At 71.0% G+C, this 17,389-nt stretch carries 14 protein-coding genes and 1 pseudogene; 6 read left to right on the plus strand and 9 right to left on the minus strand.

Annotated elements, in window-relative coordinates; all coding sequences use genetic code 11:
• Positions 1 to 3 precede the first annotated feature (3 nt).
• The gene (locus ACIQWR_RS27600) at positions 4 to 993 is read left to right on the plus strand and encodes a heme A synthase (RefSeq protein WP_404014767.1); all 990 of its coding nucleotides are present in this window, start codon (positions 4 to 6) and stop codon (positions 991 to 993) included.
• Between the two features lies 1 nt (position 994).
• Here the strand turns inward: ACIQWR_RS27600 and ACIQWR_RS27605 are convergent, their stop codons facing one another.
• The 3 genes and pseudogenes from ACIQWR_RS27605 to ACIQWR_RS27615 form a co-directional block, all read right to left on the minus strand.
• The gene (locus ACIQWR_RS27605; protein WP_404014770.1) at positions 995 to 2,119 is read right to left on the minus strand and encodes an amidohydrolase family protein; all 1,125 of its coding nucleotides are present in this window, start codon (positions 2,117 to 2,119) and stop codon (positions 995 to 997) included.
• Between the two features lie 930 nt (positions 2,120 to 3,049).
• Positions 3,050 to 3,385: pseudogene (locus tag ACIQWR_RS27610) on the minus strand (hypothetical protein); the annotation flags it as partial.
• Positions 3,386 to 3,409: 24 nt separating this feature from the next.
• On the minus strand, positions 3,410 to 4,351 hold the full coding sequence (locus ACIQWR_RS27615; protein ID WP_399259176.1) for a heme o synthase: 942 nt from the start codon (positions 4,349 to 4,351) through the stop codon (positions 3,410 to 3,412).
• Positions 4,352 to 4,631: 280 nt separating this feature from the next.
• On the opposite strand from ACIQWR_RS27615, the gene tkt reads away from it, so the two are divergent.
• The 5 genes from tkt (at position 4,632) to pgl (ending at position 11,373) form a co-directional block, all read left to right on the plus strand.
• Positions 4,632 to 6,734 (plus strand): transketolase, encoded by a 2,103-nt coding sequence (gene tkt / locus ACIQWR_RS27620; RefSeq protein WP_404014773.1) that lies wholly within the window; start codon positions 4,632 to 4,634, stop codon positions 6,732 to 6,734.
• Positions 6,735 to 6,769: 35 nt separating this feature from the next.
• A complete protein-coding gene (tal, locus tag ACIQWR_RS27625) occupies positions 6,770 to 7,888 on the plus strand; it encodes a transaldolase (RefSeq protein WP_404014775.1) in 1,119 nt (372 codons plus the stop codon).
• A gap of 2 nt (positions 7,889 to 7,890) precedes the next feature.
• Positions 7,891 to 9,423, plus strand: coding sequence for a glucose-6-phosphate dehydrogenase (gene zwf / locus ACIQWR_RS27630; RefSeq protein WP_354382306.1), 1,533 nt, complete (start codon positions 7,891 to 7,893; stop codon positions 9,421 to 9,423).
• A complete protein-coding gene (opcA, locus tag ACIQWR_RS27635; protein ID WP_404014778.1) occupies positions 9,420 to 10,475 on the plus strand; it encodes a glucose-6-phosphate dehydrogenase assembly protein OpcA in 1,056 nt (351 codons plus the stop codon). Before zwf ends, opcA begins: the two co-directional genes overlap by 4 nt.
• A 115-nt stretch (positions 10,476 to 10,590) precedes the next feature.
• The gene (gene pgl, locus ACIQWR_RS27640; RefSeq protein WP_404014779.1) at positions 10,591 to 11,373 is read left to right on the plus strand and encodes a 6-phosphogluconolactonase; all 783 of its coding nucleotides are present in this window, start codon (positions 10,591 to 10,593) and stop codon (positions 11,371 to 11,373) included.
• A gap of 99 nt (positions 11,374 to 11,472) precedes the next feature.
• Here pgl and pgi read toward each other — a convergent pair whose 3' ends face one another.
• From pgi to gap, 6 genes are all read right to left on the minus strand, one after another.
• Complete coding sequence (pgi, locus tag ACIQWR_RS27645) at positions 11,473 to 13,125, minus strand: glucose-6-phosphate isomerase (RefSeq protein ID WP_404015053.1); 1,653 nt, start codon at positions 13,123 to 13,125, stop codon at positions 11,473 to 11,475.
• A gap of 216 nt (positions 13,126 to 13,341) precedes the next feature.
• Complete coding sequence (locus tag ACIQWR_RS27650) at positions 13,342 to 13,677, minus strand: RNA polymerase-binding protein RbpA (protein WP_008741068.1); 336 nt, start codon at positions 13,675 to 13,677, stop codon at positions 13,342 to 13,344.
• Positions 13,678 to 13,857: 180 nt separating this feature from the next.
• On the minus strand, positions 13,858 to 14,097 hold the full coding sequence (gene secG, locus ACIQWR_RS27655; RefSeq protein ID WP_399259181.1) for a preprotein translocase subunit SecG: 240 nt from the start codon (positions 14,095 to 14,097) through the stop codon (positions 13,858 to 13,860).
• A gap of 119 nt (positions 14,098 to 14,216) precedes the next feature.
• Complete coding sequence (gene tpiA, locus ACIQWR_RS27660) at positions 14,217 to 14,993, minus strand: triose-phosphate isomerase (RefSeq protein WP_404014782.1); 777 nt, start codon at positions 14,991 to 14,993, stop codon at positions 14,217 to 14,219.
• A gap of 6 nt (positions 14,994 to 14,999) precedes the next feature.
• Complete coding sequence (locus ACIQWR_RS27665) at positions 15,000 to 16,211, minus strand: phosphoglycerate kinase (protein WP_404014784.1); 1,212 nt, start codon at positions 16,209 to 16,211, stop codon at positions 15,000 to 15,002.
• A 140-nt stretch (positions 16,212 to 16,351) separates the two neighbouring features.
• On the minus strand, positions 16,352 to 17,356 hold the full coding sequence (gap, locus tag ACIQWR_RS27670; RefSeq protein ID WP_385776675.1) for a type I glyceraldehyde-3-phosphate dehydrogenase: 1,005 nt from the start codon (positions 17,354 to 17,356) through the stop codon (positions 16,352 to 16,354).
• Positions 17,357 to 17,389 lie beyond the last annotated feature (33 nt).

Genomic DNA, 17,389 nt, shown 5'->3' on the forward strand with positions numbered 1-17,389 from the left:
AGTTTGCACAAGGCGCCGCCTACGATAGGGGGCGTGTTCTCCCCCCTCGCTTACATCGCCAGCCGCTGGACGCCGTCGCCGCGCACGGTCCAGCGGGCCGCGCTCGCCGCACTCGTGATGAGTGTGGTCATCGTCGTCACCGGCGGCGCCGTCCGGCTGACCGGCTCCGGCCTGGGCTGCGACACCTGGCCCAAGTGCACCGACGACAGCCTGTTCGCGACGCCGGCCCAGGGCTTCCACGGCGCCATCGAGTTCGGCAACCGCATGCTGACGTACGTCCTGTGCGCGGCGGTCGGCTGGGGCATCGTCGCGGCCCGCTCGGCCGTGCCGTGGCGCCGGACGCTGACGAAGCTCGGGTGGACGCAGTTCGTCATCGTCATGGCGAACGCCGTGCTCGGCGGCATCACCGTGATGACGGGCCTCAACCCCTACAGCGTGGCGGGCCACTTCCTGCTCGCCACCTCGCTCATCACGGTCACCACCCTCACCTGGCAGCGCACCCGCGAGGGCGACACCGCGCCCCGGCCGCGCGTTCCCGCGCCGGTGCGCAAGCTGTCGTGGGCGATGCTCGCGGCGACCCTGGTGCTGATCGCGGCGGGCACCGTCGTCACCGGTTCCGGCCCGCACGCCGGTGACAGCAGCGACATCAAGCGGATGCCGTTCGACTGGACCACCACCGCGCACGTGCACGCCATCGCGGCCTGGCTGGTGTGCGCGCTGGCCGTCGCGATGTGGCTGGTGCTGCGCGTGGTGGACGCGCCGGACGACACCCGGGCGCGCGCCCGCGAACTGCTGGTCGTGCTGCTCGCCCAGGGGGCCGTCGGCTACGTCCAGTTCTTCACCAAGGTGCCCGAGGTGCTGGTCGCCGTCCACATGCTCGGCTCGTGCCTCGTGTGGATCGCCGTCCTGCGGGTGGCGCTCAGCCTGCGCGAACGCCCCGAGGCGCGGGCGGAGATCCCGGCCCAGGAATCGGCGCTCCCGGCGTCGGTCTGATTCAGCGCCGGTCCAAGCGGTAGACGCGGCGGGCGTTGCCCGCCGCGAGCAGGGCCGCCACCCGCTCGGCGTCCCGCCAGGACCAGGAGCCGTCGGCGACCCAGCCGCCCAGCACCCGACCGAGCGCCTCCCGGAACACCCGGGCCGCGACCACGTGCAGTTCGGGCAGTTCGCGGCCGCCGCTGGAGTAGAGCAGCTTGCCGAACGGCGCCGTCTCCAGCAGTTCCGCCAGCACCGCGTCGGCGCCCGCCCCGGTGCGGGCGAGGGCCGGACCGAGGTCGGCGTAGACGTGCGGGAAGGCGGCCGCCAGGTGCGCGGCGTGCCGGTGGTACGGGTACCCGTGCAGCAGCACCAGGTCGGTGCCCAGACCCGCCGTCGCCCGGACGAAGTCCGTCAGCAGGGCCGGATCGCCGCGGTCGAGGCGTTCGCGCGGATCCCCCGCGCCGGCGTGCAGCTGGAGCGGCAGCCCCGAGCCGACCGCGCTCCACAGCAGGTGCCGGACGAGTACGGGGTCCCGGACCGGCCCGCCCTTGACCCGCCGGGCCAACCACCGCGCCGCCGCGCCGCGCACCTCGTCGGGGCCGGGCGGCTCGGGCGCGAAGGCCAGGGCGGCGCCGTGACCGGCGCCCGGACCGGTCCCCGCGGTGAAGGCGAGGGCTCCGGCGGCCGCGTGCTGGAAGGCCTCGGCGAGATTGGCGAGGAAGCCCTCGGCGGTGCCGGAGGTGTCGGCGACGTGCTCGGCCAGTAACTCCAGCCGGACGATCTCGTGGGCCTCCGCGTCCGCGGCGAGCGCGAGCTCCTTGGGACCCGTCAGGTCGCCCGACGCCCCGGTGTCGACGAGGAAGGTGGCGGTTCCGGCGCCCCGCAGCAGCAGCCGCCCCGCCTCCAGGACGCCCAGTTCGCGGCGGCGGGCCAGGTAATGGGCGGGCGGGCAGTGGGCTTCCAGCCCGAGCAGCGGCGGACACCAGCGGCGCACGGCGAAGCCGGCCTGGGTGTCGAAGAAGGTGGTCCCGGCGGCTGCCGGTCCCACCGACCCGCCGAGGCGGGCCTCGAAGGTGCCGAGGCCCAGCTCCGTGCGGAGCACTCCCTGGCAGTACTGGTCCACCAGGGGCGGCGTTTCGATCATCCGGTCATCCCGTTGCGGACGTGGGCGAACGTGCGGGTGCGCTTCCACACGTCCTAACGGGTGAGCGGGGTGTGAGGTGTTGCTCGCGCTGTTGACCGAGCCGGTCGCCTCGCGGCGGGCCCGGCCCGCACCCCCGCCCCGCCGGACCTATTCGGAGGCCTTGATCCCCTCGGCCTCCGGAGCCTCCTCCTCTGCGTCGGGCTCGGCCTTGGCCTCCGCGGCCTCGGGCTCGGCCTTCGCCTCGGCAGCGGGCTCGGCCTTGCCCTCCGCGGCCTTCGCCTCAGCGGCGGCAGCGGGCTTCGGAGCCGCGGGCTCGGCCTTCGCCTCGGCAGCGGGAGCGGCCTCCGGAGCCTCGGCAGCGGGCTCAGCCTTCGTCTCCACGGCAGGAGCGGCCTCGGCCTCAGCAGTCGGCGCGGCCTTCGCCCCAGCGGCAGCAGCCGTCTTCGGGGCCTCGGGCTCAGCCTTCGCCGCAGGCGCGGGGGCGGGGGCGGGGGCGGGGGCGGCCTTCACCTCGGCAGCGGGAGCGTCCTCGGCCTCAGCGGCGGCAGCCGCACTCGGAGCCACCGGCTCGGCCTTCGCTGCGGCAGCGGCCTTCGGAGCCTCGGGCTCGGCCTTCGCCTCCACGGCAGGCGCAGCCTTCGCCTCGGCGGCGGGCGCAGCCTTCGGCGCGGCGGCGGCGGGCGCGGCCTTCTCGGCCAGGGGAGCCGGCTTCGGCTCGACCACGGGCGCCGGCTTCGCGGCAACCTCGGCAGGCTCGACCTTCGCCTCGGCGGCGGGCGCAGCCTTTGCGGCAGGCGCGGGGGCGGCCTTCGCCTCGGCGGCGGGCGCGGCCTTCGCGGCGGTGGGAGCCGGCTTCGGCGGGGCTGCGGGGGCGGCCTCGGGCTTCGCGGCCTCCGGCTCGGCCACGGCCACCGGCTCAGCGGCAGCGACGGGGTTCGCGGGGCCGCCCAGTTGGATGCCGGCCATCCGGGTCCACTCGTACGGCCCGGTCCGCACCCGCGCCGCCATCTCGCCGTCGAAGGCGTCCTGGAGCGTCAGCCCCGCCTTCTCGGCCGCGAGCTGCGCGACCTCGTACGCGGGGGCCACCAGGTCGCCCCAGCCGCCGTCGGCGCCGACGAGCACGATGCGGGTGCCCGCCTGGCCGATGTGGGCGAGCTGGCCCTCGGCGCCGCCGTGCAACTTGGCGAAGGCGTCGATCTGCTTGGCCAGCTTCGCCGCGGTGCGGTCCTGCTTCTTGTCGGGAGTGACTGCTGCGGTGTCTGCCATGGACGGCATGCTACCGGTGAGTAATCAGCGGAGGAAGGGATCCACGGCCACGGCCACGAACAGCAGCGACACGTAGGTGATCGACCAGTGGAACAGCCGCATCTCCTTGAGCTTCGCGCCCGTCACCCCGGACTTGGCCCGGGCGTGCAGCGCGTGCGCCTCCCACAGCCACCAGCCACCGGCCACCAGCGCCACCGCGGTGTAGAACCACCCGGTGTAGCCCAGCGGGGTCAGCAGCAGCGAGACCGCCACCATCACCCAGCTGTAGAGGACGATCTGGCGCGCCACGACCCGGTTGCCCGCGACCACCGGCAGCATCGGCACGCCGACCCGCGCGTAGTCGTCCTTCACCTTCATGGACAGCGGCCAGTAGTGCGGCGGCGTCCAGAAGAAGATGACGAGGAAGAGGATGACCGCGGCCCAGGACACCTCGTCCTTGACCGCCGACCAGCCGATGAGCACCGGCATGCAGCCCGCGATGCCGCCCCACACGATGTTCTGCGAGGTGCGCCGCTTCAGCAGCATCGTGTAGACCACGACGTAGAAGAGGAGCGCGCCGAGCGAGAGCGCGGCGGACAGCCAGTTGACCAGCAGGCCGAAGAAGAGGGTGGAGATCACCCCGAGCGAGATGCCGAAGACCAGGCATTCCCGCGGACTGACCATTCCGGTGACCAGCGGCCGCTGCGAGGTCCGGTCCATCAACGCGTCGATGTCGCGGTCGATGTACATGTTCAGCGCGTTCGCGCCGCCCGCGGACAGGTAGCCGCCGAAGCAGGTCACGAGGACCAGCCACATCGACGGAACGCCCTGCTCGGCGAGGAACATCACCGGCACGGTCGTGATGAGCAGCAGCTCGATGATCCGCGGCTTCGTCAGCGCCACGAAGGCCATGGCCCGGGCCCCGAACGGCCGGTGACCGGAAGGGGTACCGAGCACCCCCGCTGGACGGGATTCGACGGCCGTCACGCACACCCCTGACAGAGACTCCCAGCAAGCTCCGGACATGAGGGCCCGGTAAAGACTTGCGCGTACCACGCCACTGTAGACGTTGCCCTTACGTCGCCCCGCGCGGGGGTCGCCCCGTGTTGGGCCGATCGGCACCGGCGCGCTGAACCTGACGTGGCAAGGTGGTGACGGTGTGGAGGCACTCGAATAGCTGCACGCCCCGCCGGGGGTAGGCTCGGAATCGCGCCGGTGCACGGTACGTCACCGGGATTCGACATGTGGAGAGGAGCCCTGACCCACGGTGAGCACCAAGCCGACGACCACAGAGCTCGAGTGGACCGAACTGGACCAGCGCGCCGTTGACACGGCCCGCATTCTCGCCGCTGACGCGGTGCAGAAGGTCGGGAACGGCCACCCCGGTACGGCCATGAGCCTGGCCCCCGCCGCGTACACCCTCTTCCAGAAGGTGATGCGGCACGACCCGTCGGACCCCGAATGGGTCGGCCGGGACCGTTTCGTGCTCTCCGCGGGGCACTCGTCCCTCACCCTTTACACCCAGCTCTACCTGGCCGGTTTCGGCCTGGAGCTGGACGACCTCAAGGCGTTCCGCACCTGGGGTTCGAAGACCCCCGGTCACCCCGAGTACGGGCACACGGCGGGCGTCGAGACCACGACCGGCCCGCTGGGCCAGGGCGTGGCGAACGCGGTGGGCATGGCGATGGCCGCCCGCTACGAGCGCGGCCTGTTCGACCCGGAGGCCGCCCCGGGCACCTCCCCGTTCGACCACATGGTCTACGCGATCGCGGGCGACGGCTGCCTGCAGGAGGGCATCTCCGCGGAGGCGTCCTCGCTGGCCGGCCACCAGAAGCTCGGCAACCTCGTGCTGCTGTGGGACGACAACCACATCTCCATCGAGGGCGACACCGAGACGGCCGTCTCCGAGGACACCATCGCGCGCTTCGAGGCGTACGGCTGGCACGTCCAGCGCGTCGCCCAGCAGGCGAACGGCGACCTCGACCCGAAGGCCCTGTACGCCGCGCTGGAGGCCGCCAAGGCCGAGACCGGGCGTCCGTCCTTCATCGCCGCCCGCTCGATCATCGCCTGGCCCGCGCCGCACGCGCAGGGCACCGAGGCCTCGCACGGCTCGGCCCTCGGCAACGATGAGATCGCGGCCACCAAGGTCGTCCTCGGCTTCGACCCGGAACAGACCTTCGAGGTGTCGGACGCGGTCATCGCGCACACCCGCAAGGCGCTGGACCGCGGCCGCGAGGCCAAGGCCGCCTGGGAGAAGGACTTCTCCGCCTGGCGCACCGCCAACCCGGAGCGCGCCGCCGAGTTCGACCGCATCCAGGCGAACGAGCTGCCCGCGGGCTGGGAAGAGCGGATCCCCGCCTTCGAGACCGGCAAGGGCGTCGCCACCCGCGCCGCCTCCGGCAAGGTGCTCGAAGCGCTCGGCGCGGTCATCCCGGAGCTGTGGGGCGGCTCGGCCGACCTCGCCGGCTCCAACAACACGACCATCGACAAGAACTCCTCGTTCCTGCCGAAGGGCAACCCGCTGCCGGAGGCCGACCCGTACGGCCGCACCATCCACTTCGGCATCCGCGAGCACGCCATGGCCGCGGCCATGAACGGCATCGCGCTGCACGGCCACACCCGCATCTACGGCGGCACCTTCCTGGTGTTCTCCGACTACATGCGCAACGCCGTGCGCCTGTCCGCGCTGATGCACCTGCCGGTGACGTACGTGTGGACGCACGACTCCATCGGCCTCGGCGAGGACGGCCCGACGCACCAGCCGGTCGAGCACGTCGCCGCGCTGCGCGCCATCCCGGGCCTGAACGTGGTCCGCCCGGCCGACGCGAACGAGACCGCCATCGCCTGGCGCGAGATCCTGCGCCGCCACACCAAGGTGTTCGGCAAGGGCGCCCCGCACGGCCTGGCGCTGACCCGCCAGGGCGTGCCGACCTACGACCGCGACGAGGACGCCGCCAAGGGCGGGTACGTCCTCTTCGACGCGACGGGTCCCGAGGGCGAGGCCGTCCCGGCCGAGGTCGTCCTCATCGGCACCGGTTCCGAGGTCCAGCTCGCCGTCGCCGCGCGCGAGGCGCTCCAGGCCGAGGGCGTCCCGGCCCGCGTGGTCTCGATGCCGTGCGTCGAGTGGTTCGAGGAGCAGGACCAGGAGTACAAGGACAGCGTCCTGCCGCCGTCGGTGAAGGCGCGCGTCGCCGTCGAGGCGGGCATCGGCCTGACCTGGCACCGTTATGTGGGCGACGCCGGCCGGATCGTCTCGCTGGAGCACTTCGGTGCCTCGGCCGACGCGAAGGTGCTGTTCCGCGAGTTCGGCTTCACCCCGGAGGCCGTCACCGCGGCCGCCCGGGAATCGCTCGCCGCCGCCGCGCGCTGACGCCCGTAACAAGACAAGTAGGAGATGCAATTCCCATGACAGACGCACTCAAGCGCCTCTCCGACGAGGGCGTGGCGATCTGGCTGGACGACCTGTCCCGCAAGCGCATCACGTCCGGCAACCTGGCCGAGCTCATCGACCAGAGCCACGTGGTCGGTGTCACCACCAACCCGTCGATCTTCCAGAAGGCGATCAGCAGCGGTGACGGCTACGAGCAGCAGCTCGCCGACCTCGCCGCCCGCAAGGTCACCGTCGACGAGGCGATCCGCATGATCACCACGGCGGACGTCCGCGACGCCGCCGACATCCTGCGCCCCGTCTACGACTCCACCGAGGGCCAGGACGGCCGGGTCTCGATCGAGGTCGACCCCCGTCTGGCGCACGAGACCACGGCGACCATCGCCGAGGCCAAGCAGCTCGCCTGGCTGGTGGACCGCCCCAACACGCTCATCAAGATCCCGGCGACCAAGGCCGGCCTGCCGGCGATCACCGAGGTCATCGGCAAGGGCATCAGCGTCAACGTCACGCTGATCTTCTCGCTGGAGCGCTACCGCGAGGTCATGGACGCGTACCTGGCGGGTCTGGAGAAGGCGAAGGCCGCCGGCCTGGACCTCTCCAAGATCCACTCGGTCGCCTCCTTCTTCGTGTCCCGCGTGGACTCGGAGATCGACAAGCGCCTGGACGCCGTCGGCACCGACGAGGCCAAGGCCCTCAAGGGCAAGGCGGCGCTCGCGAACGCCCGTCTGGCCTACGAGGCGTACGAAGAAGTGTTCTCCGGCGAGCGCTGGGCGACCCTGGACAAGGCGCAGGCCAACAAGCAGCGTCCGCTGTGGGCCTCGACCGGCGTCAAGGACCCGGCGTACAAGGACACCCTGTACGTGGTGGACCTGGTCGCCCCCGGCACCGTGAACACCATGCCGGAGGGCACCCTGGAGGCCACCGCCGACCACGGCGTGGTCGCCGGTGACACCATCCGCGGCACCTACGACCAGGCTCGCGCGGAGCTGGACGCGGTCGCGAAGCTGGGCATCTCGTACGACGATGTGGTGCAGCTGCTGGAGGACGAAGGCGTCGAGAAGTTCGAGGCGTCCTGGAACGACCTGCTGAAGTCCACCGAGGCGGAGCTTGAGCGCCTCGCCCCCACGGAGGCCTGAGAATTTTGTCTGTGAACGGAGCGAACCCGCTTCGTGACGCACAGGACCGGCGGCTCCCGCGCATCGCGGGGCCGTCCGGCCTGGTCATTTTCGGCGTTACGGGTGACCTGTCGCGCAAGAAGCTGATGCCCGCCGTCTACGACCTGGCGAACCGCGGCCTGCTGCCCCCGGGCTTCTCGCTGATCGGTTTCGCCCGGCGGGAATGGCAGGACGAGGATTTCGCCCAGGAGGTGCACGACGCGGTCAAGGAGCACGCCCGCACGCCCTTCCGCGAGGAGGTCTGGCAGCAGCTGGTTCAGGGCTGCCGGTTCGTCCAGGGCGACTTCGACGACGACGAGGCGTTCGAGACGCTGAAGTCGACGATCGAGGAGCTGGACAAGGCGCAGGGCACGGGCGGCAACTTCGCCTTCTACCTGTCCGTCCCGCCGAAGTTCTTCCCCAAGGTCGTCGCCCAGCTCAAGAAGCACGGGCTGGCGGACCAGAAGGAGGGCTCCTGGCGGCGCGCGGTCATCGAGAAGCCGTTCGGCCACGACCTGACCAGTGCCCAGGAGCTCAACCAGCTGGTGCACGACGTCTTCCCGCCCAACGAGGTCTTCCGGATCGACCACTACCTCGGCAAGGAGACCGTCCAGAACATCCTGGCGCTCCGCTTCGCGAACACGATGTTCGAGCCGATCTGGAACCGGTCGTACGTCGACCACGTGCAGATCACCATGGCCGAGGACATCGGGATCGGCGGCCGGGCCGGGTACTACGACGGCATCGGCGCGGCCCGTGACGTCATCCAGAACCACCTGCTCCAGCTGCTCGCGCTCACCGCGATGGAGGAGCCCGGCTCCTTCCACCCCAAGGCGCTGGTGGCGGAGAAGCTCAAGGTGCTGACCGCCGTCGAGCTGCCCGAGGACCTGGGCAAGCACACCGTGCGCGGGCAGTACTCGGCCGCGTGGCAGGGTGGCGAGAAGGTCGTCGGGTACCTCGAAGAGGACGGCATCGACCCCAAGTCGAAGACCGACACCTACGCCGCGATCCGCCTGGAGATCAACAACCGCCGCTGGGCGGGCGTGCCCTTCTACCTGCGGACGGGCAAGCGCCTGGGCCGCCGGGTGACGGAGATCGCGGTGGTCTTCAAGCGGGCCCCGTACCTGCCCTTCGAGTCGGGCGCGACCGAGGAGCTGGGGCAGAACGCCCTGGTCATCCGGGTCCAGCCGGACGAGGGCGTCACCGTCCGCTTCGGCTCCAAGGTTCCGGGCACCTCCATGGAGGTCCGGGACGTCACGATGGACTTCGCCTACGGCGAGTCCTTCACGGAGTCGAGCCCGGAGGCGTACGAGCGACTGATCCTGGACGTCCTCCTCGGCGACGCGAACCTCTTCCCGCGCCACCAGGAGGTCGAGCTGTCCTGGAACATCCTCGACCCGATCGAGGAGTACTGGGACAAGCACGGCAAGCCCGCCCAGTACCCCGCGGGCACCTGGGGACCGGTCGAAGCGGACGAGATGCTCGCACGAGACGGACGGAGCTGGCGCCGGCCATGAAGATCGACCTCACGGAGACCACCTCCAGCAAGATCAACTCCGCGTTGGTGCAGGCGCGCCGGGACATCGGCACGCCGGCCATCGGCATGGTGTTGACGCTGGTGATCGTGACCGACGAAGAGAACGCGTACGACGCGCTCAAGTCGGCCACCGACGCGGCCCACGAGCACCCCTCGCGGATCGTCGTCGTGATCAAGCGCGTCAGCCGATCGGCCCGTAGCCGCCGCGACGCCCGGCTCGACGCGGAAGTCCGCGTCGGGGCGGACTCCGGCACGGGCGAAACGGTTGTGCTGCGGCTGCACGGCGAACTGGTGGACCACGCGCAGTCGGTGGTCCTCCCGCTGCTGCTGCCGGACGCCCCGGTGGTCGTGTGGTGGCCGCAGGGCGCGCCGTCCGACCTGGCGGGCGACCCGCTGGGAGCCCTGGGCCAGCGCCGGATCACGGACACCTTCGCGTCCGAGGAGCCCATCGGGGCCCTCGCCACCCGGGCGGCCGCCTACGCGCCCGGCGACACGGACCTGTCCTGGACCCGGATCACCCCGTGGCGCTCGATGCTCGCGGCCGCGCTCGATCAGCAGCAGACGCTGCGGATCGTGTCGGCCACGGTCGAGGGCGAGGACGAGAACCCGAGCTGCGAGCTGCTGGCCATGTGGCTGGCGGACCGCCTGGGGGTCCCCGTCACCCGCACCCTCTCCGACGGTCCCGGGCTGACGGCCGTTCGGCTGGAGACCAAGGACGGCGCGATCGTCCTGGACCGGGCGGACGGGGCGCTGGCCACCCTGTGCATGCCGGGGCAGCCCGACCGCGCGGTGGCGCTCAAGCGCCGCGACACGGCCGAGCTGCTGGCGGAGGAGCTCCGCCGGCTGGACCCGGACAACACCTACGAGGCCTCGCTGAAGTTCGGCGTGGCCGGGCTGGCCTCCGGGACGGTGGACGCTCCGGCAGCGCCCGCCGCGCCCGCGGCCGAAGCCCCGGCGAAGGCCCCGGCGGCGAAGCCCGCCGCGGCCAAGCCGGCCAAGACGGCTGCGGCGAAGAAGGCCACAGCCAAGTGAGCACGGCGCGGCGCCGTACGCACCCCCGTCGAGGGGGCGCGTACGGCGCCGCGCCCGTTCTCCCGCACCCCGAACGCACCCCGACACCGACCAAGAAGGCGGCACCATCATGGGCATGACGACTCCTCAGGTCGTCGTCCACCGGGACAAGGAACTGATGGCGCAGGCCGCCGCGGCCCGGCTGATCACGAAGGTCGTCGACGCCCAGGCCGCCCGCGGCAGCGCCTCGATCGTCCTCACCGGCGGCCGCAACGGCAACGGCCTGCTGGCCGCCCTCGCCGCCGCCCCCGCCCGGGACGCGATCGACTGGGCCCGCCTCGACCTGTGGTGGGGCGACGAGCGCTACATCCCCGGCGACGACCCCGAGCGCAACCACACCCAGGCCCGCGCGGCCCTGCTGGACGCCGTCCCCGTCGACCCGGCGCGCGTGCACGTCATGCCCGCCTCCGACGGTCCGTACGGCTCGGACGTGGACGCGGCCGCCGCGGCCTACGCCGAGGAGCTGCGCAAGGCCTCCGCGCCGGAGGACCACGGCCCCGTGCCCCGGTTCGACGTGCTGATGCTGGGCGTGGGCCCGGACACCCACGTGGCGTCCCTGTTCCCCGAGCACCCCGCCGCCCGGGAGACCGAGCGCACGGTGGTCGGCGTGCACGGCGCGCCCAAGCCGCCGCCCACCCGGATCTCCCTGACCCTCCCGGCCATCCGGGCCGCCCGCGAGGTGTGGCTGCTCGCCGCCGGCGAGGACAAGGCCGGCGCGGTGGCCGTGGCGCTCGGCGGGGCGGGCGAGGTCCAGGCCCCGGCCGCCGCCGCCTACGGTCGCTCGCGCACCCTGTGGCTGCTGGACCGCGCGGCCGCCGCGAAGCTGCCGCCGGCGCTCTACCCCCCGGCCTCCGCCTGAGCCGCACCGCACGCACAGGAGCGCCCCGCACCTTCGAAGGTGCGGGGCGCTCCCGCGTCCGTACGGCCCGTGCGGGCCCCTCTCGAACCTGGGGTCGGCTCAGCGGCCGCGCAGCTCGCGGTACGTGGCCACCAGGGCCCGGGTGGAGGCGTCCAGGCCGGGCACCTCGGTGCCCTCGGTGAGCGCGGGCTCGATCCGCCTGGCCAGGACCTTGCCCAGCTCCACGCCCCACTGGTCGAAGGAGTCGATGTTCCACACGGCGCCCTGGACGAAGACCTTGTGCTCGTAGAGCGCGATCAGCTGGCCGAGCACCGACGGGGTCAGGTCCCGCGCCAGGATGGTGGTCGTCGGGTGGTTGCCCAGGAAGGTCTTGTGCGGGACCAGTTCCTCGGCGACGCCCTCCGCGCGGACCTCGTCCGGGGTCTTGCCGAAGGCCAGCGCCTGCGTCTGCGCGAAGAAGTTCGCCATCAGCAGGTCGTGCTGGGCCGCGAGGGCCGGGGAGAGCTCGGCGACCGGGCGGGCGAAGCCGATGAAGTCCGCCGGGATCACCTTCGTGCCCTGGTGGAGCAACTGGTAGTAGGCGTGCTGCCCGTTGGTGCCGGGCGTGCCCCACACGACGGGGCCGGTCTGCCAGTCCACCGGATCGCCCGCGCGGTCCACGGACTTGCCGTTGGACTCCATGTCCAGCTGCTGCAAGTAGGCCGTGAACCGGGACAGGTAGTGGCTGTAGGGCAGCACCGCGTGCGCCTGCGCGTCATGGAAGCCGCCGTACCAGATCCCCAAGAGGCCCATCAGGAAGGGGGCGTTCCGCTCCGGCGGGGCGGTGCGGAAGTGCCGGTCCATGGTGCGGAAGCCTTCGAGCATCTCACCGAAGGCGCCGGGGCCGATCGCGATCATCAGGGAGAGCCCGATGGCCGAGTCGAAGGAGTAGCGGCCGCCGACCCAGTCCCAGAACTCGAACATGTTGTCCGGGTCGATGCCGAAGTCGGTGACCTTCTCGGCGTTGGTCGACAGGGCGACGAAGTGCCGTGCCACGGCCGCCCTGTCGCCACCGAGGCCCGCGAGCAGCCATTCCCGCGCCGACGTGGCGTTCGTGATCGTCTCGATGGTGGTGAAGGTCTTCGAAGCGATGATGAAGAGGGTCTCGGCCGGGTCCAGGCCCAGGACCGCCTCGTGCAGGTCGGCGCCGTCCACGTTGGAGACGAAGCGCAGGTTCAGCCGGCGGTCGGTGAAGGCGCGCAGCGCCTCGTAGGCCATCGCCGGTCCGAGGTCCGAGCCGCCGATGCCGATGTTGACGACGTTCTTGATCCGCTCGCCGGTGAAGCCGCGCCACTCCCCCGACCGGACCCGGTCGGCGAAGCCGCCCATCTTCGCCAGCACGGCGTGGACGGCGGGCACGACGTTCTCCCCGTCGACCTCGACGACGTCGTCCGGCGCGGCGCGCAGCGCGGTGTGCAGGACCGCGCGGTCCTCGGTCGTGTTGATCTTCTCGCCGCGGAACATCCGCTCGCGCAGCTCCTCGACGCCGGTCGCGGCCGCCAGCTCGCGCAGCAGCCCGAGGGTCTCGTCGGTGACGAGGTGCTTCGAGTAGTCGATGTGCAGGTCGCCGGCCCGCAAGGTGTACCCGGTGCCCCGGCCCGGGTCGGCTTCGAACAGCTCCCGCAGATGCGTCTGCCCCAGCTCTTCCCGGTGCTTGCCGAGTGCGAGCCACTCCGGCGTCCGGTTGAGCCTCGTACGTCCGTCTGCGTTCATCTCGGACATCAACCCACTTCTTCCGTCCTGTTGTGCCCCGCCGTACTCCAACCTAAGGGATCAGAAGCCGGACAACGCACACAAAGAGACCCGGCCCGCGGAAGAAGCTCTTCCGCGGGCCGGGCCCGAAGTCATGTGTGACCGGTCAGGTGTCACGGGTTGCGTGTCACGGGTTGCGTGTCACCGGTCGCGCGTCACCGTCGTGGGTCGTGCCGCTCAGATCTCGCCGCGGAGCTTGGCGAGGGCTTCGGCGAGGATCGCCTCGCCGTCCGCGTCCGTGCGCCGCTCCCGTACGTACGCCAGGTGCGTCTTGTACGGCTCGGTGCGCGGGGGCGCCGGAGGGCTGTCCCGGTCCTGGCCCGCCGGGAACCCGCAGCGCGGGCAGTCCCAGGTGTCCGGCACCTGTGCGTCGCTGGCGAAGCTGGGCTGTGTCTCGTGCCCGTTCGAGCACCAGAAGGAGATGCGCAGGCGGGGCGCGGACTCGCCGCGCTCGGCCTCGCCCATCGGCCCCGCTCCGACCCGACTTCCACGGATCGCGTTGCCACTTGCCACGGTCGTAACTCCCTGCGTGATGGTGCCGCGAAGCGTGAAATGGAATTCCGCTGCGGGCGCCCCAGTCTACGTAAGGCCCAACGCGCGTCCAGTGACCGGAGTTACTACTTCCGGACCACTGACGCGGACCTCATGATAGATCGGGCGGGGCCTGCCGGACCGCCGAAATGGCCGGATCGCTCAGTTACCGCTCGACTTCATCAACAGGCCGAGCGCGATGATGCTCGCGAACCAGAGCAGGCCGATCACCATGGTGATGCGGTCGAGGTTGCGCTCGGCGACCGAGGAACCGCCGACGGACGACTGCATACCGCCTCCGAACATGTCGGAGAGGCCGCCGCCCTTACCCTTGTGCATCAGCACCAGCATCATCAGCATCAGGCTGAAGACGACCAGGGCGATCGAGAACCCCATAATCACGGCTGATTCCTACTTTCTGGCTTTCCCTGGCGTGCGGTGGAACCCCGACGGGGGCCAGCGGCTGTCGATGCAGCCTGCTGGCCCCCGCAAGGGTACGACGGATCCGTCCTACCGCATACTCACTGGTCGCGGAAGCGGACGATCTTGACGAACTCGTCGGCGTCCAGCGCGGCGCCGCCGATCAGGGCGCCGTCGACGTCGGGCTGCGCCATGATCGCGGCGATGTTGCCGGACTTGACCGAGCCGCCGTACTGGATGCGGACCTTGTCGGCCAGCTCCTGCGAGTACAGCTCCGCGAGGCGGGTGCGGATCGCCCCGCAGACCTCCTGCGCGTCGTCCGGGGTGGCGACCTCGCCGGTGCCGATGGCCCAGACCGGCTCGTAGGCGATCACGATGGACTCGGCCTGCTCGGCCGGCAGGTCCTTGAGGCCGCCGTCGAGCTGCGCCAGCGTGTGGGCGACCTGGTCGCCGGCCTTGCGGACGTCCAGGCCCTCGCCGACGCACAGGATCGGGGTGATCCCGTTCGCGTAGGCGGCCTTGACCTTGGCGTTGCAGAGCTCGTCGCTCTCGCCGTGGTACTGGCGGCGCTCGCTGTGGCCGACGGCCACGAAGGTGCACTTCAGCTTCGACAGCATCGCGCCGGAGATCTCACCGGTGTACGCGCCGGACTCGTGCGCCGAGATGTCCTGGGCGCCGTACTTGATCTTCAGCTTGTCGCCGTCGACCAGGGTCTGGACCGAACGCAGGTCGACGAAGGGCGGCAGGACCGCCACCTCGACCGCGTCGTAGTCCTTGTCGGCGAGCGCGAAGGCGAGCTTCTGGGTGTGCGCGATGGCCTCAAGGTGGTTGAGGTTCATCTTCCAGTTGCCGGCCATGAGAGGGGTGCGCGTGGTCATGCGGGGTCAGACCTCCAGAGCGGCGATGCCGGGGAGCGTCTTGCCCTCGAGGTATTCGAGGGACGCGCCGCCACCGGTCGAGATGTGGCCGAACTTCGTCTCGTCGAAGCCCAGGTTGCGGACGGCGGCGGCGGAGTCGCCACCGCCGACCACGGTGAAGCCCTTGCTGTCGAGCAGCGCCTGCGCGACGGCGGTGGTGCCGCCCGCGTAGTCGGGGTGCTCGGCGACGCCGACCGGACCGTTCCAGAAGACGGTCTCGGCATCGACGATCTTCGAGGCGAACAGCTCGCGGCTCCTGGGGCCGATGTCCAGGCCCTCCTTGTCCGCGGGGATCTTGTCCGCGTCGACGACCTCGAAGTCGGCCGGGGCCTTGGTCTTGAGGTCGGGGAAGTCCTTGGAGACGAGCACGTCCACGGGCAGGACCAGCTCGACGCCGTTCTTCTTCGCGCGCTCCATGTATTCGAGCACGACCGGGACCTGGTCCTCCTGGAGGAGGGAGATGCCGACCTCGTGGCCCTGCGCCTTGAGGAAGGTGTAGGCCATGCCGCCGCCGATCAGCAGGCGGTCGGCCTTGCCGAGCAGCTCGTCGATGACGGCGAGCTTGTCGGAGACCTTGGCGCCGCCGAGGATGACCGTGTACGGACGCTTGACGTCCGAGGTCAGCTTCTTCAGGACGCCGACCTCGGTGGCGATCAGGTAACCGGCCGCGTGCGGGAGGCGCGCGGGCAGGTCGAAGACCGAGGCGTGCTTGCGGTGGACGGCGCCGAAGCCGTCGCCGACGTAGACGTCGGCGAGCTCGGCGAGCTGGTCCGCGAAGGCGCCGCGCTCGGCGTCGTCCTTGGCGGTCTCACCGGCGTTGAAGCGCAGGTTCTCGATGACGGCGACCTGGCCGTCGGTGAGGGCGGCGACCGTCTCCTTGGCGGAGGCACCGACGGTGTCGGTGGCGAAGGCGACGTCCTGGCCGAGCAGCTCACCGAGCCGGGCGGCGGCGGGAGCCAGCGAGAAGGCGGGGTCCGGGGCGCCCTTGGGGCGGCCCAGGTGGGACGCGACGATGACGCGGGCACCGGCGGCGGCGAGCTTCGCGATCGTCGGCTGGACGGCGCGGATGCGGCCGTCGTCCGTGATGGTCGTGCCGGCGAGCGGCACGTTCAGGTCGGCGCGGACGAAGACCCGCTTGCCGGAGACGCCCTCGGCGAGAAGTTCGTCGATCGTCTTCATGTGTATTTCTACTCCTTATCCCCATACATGGCATTCGCCTGTGCGGAGCGAGAGGTACGAGGCAAACAACAGGGCCCGCACAGCGCTTCATCGCGCTGCCCGAGCCCTGATGCTTCACATCGCGGTGCCTGCCCTGAAGATTAGAGCTGGCCGCCGACGAAGACGGTGAGGTCGACGAGACGGTTGGAGTAACCCCACTCGTTGTCGTACCAGCCGATGACCTTGACGCTCTTGCCCTGGACCATGGTCAGGGAAGAGTCGAAGGTGCAGGAGAACGGCCAGTTCACGATGTCGGAGGAGACGATCGCGTCCTCGGTGTAGTCGAGGATGCCCTTCAGCTGGCCCTGGGAGGCCTTCAGGAAGGCGGCGTTGACCTCTTCCTTCGTGGTCTCGCGCTCCAGCTCGATGACGAGGTCGGTCACGGAACCGGTGGGAACCGGGACGCGCATCGCGATGCCGTCGAGCTTGCCCGCCAGCTCCGGGATCACCAGCGCGGTGGCCTTGGCGGCACCGGTGGTGGTCGGGATGATGTTCTCGGCGGCGGCGCGGGCGCGGCGCAGGTCCGAGTGCGGGAAGTCCAGGATGCGCTGGTCGTTCGTGTACGCGTGGACCGTCGTCATCATGCCCTTGACGATGCCGAAGTTCTCCAGGAGGACCTTGGCCATCGGCGCCACGCAGTTGGTGGTGCAGGAGGCGTTGGAGATGACGTGGTGGTTGGCCGCGTCGTACTTCTCCTGGTTGACGCCCATCACGATCGTGATGTCCTCGTCCTTGGCCGGAGCCGAGATGAGGACCTTCTTCGCGCCGGCCGCGATGTGCTTGGCGGCGTCGGCCTTCTTCGTGAAGATGCCGGTCGACTCGATGACGATGTCGGCGCCCAGCTCGCCCCAGGGGAGGTTCGCGGGGTCGCGCTCGGCGAAGGTCTTGAAGGTGTTGCCGCCGACCGTGATGGTGTCGGCCGTGTGGGAGACCTCGTGCTTGAGGCGGCCCAGGATGGTGTCGTACTTGAGCAGGTGCACCAGGGTCGCGTTGTCAGTCAGGTCGTTGACACCGACGATCTCGATGTCCGCTCCCTGCTCCAGGAGCGCCCGGAAGTAGTTACGGCCAATTCGGCCAAAACCATTGATGCCTACGCGGATCGTCACGAACCGATCTCCTCGTTGGTGCGCCGGCCTGTC

The sequence above is a fragment of the Streptomyces sp. NPDC098789 genome (genome assembly GCF_044759975.1).
GTDB lineage: Bacteria > Actinomycetota > Actinomycetes > Streptomycetales > Streptomycetaceae > Streptomyces.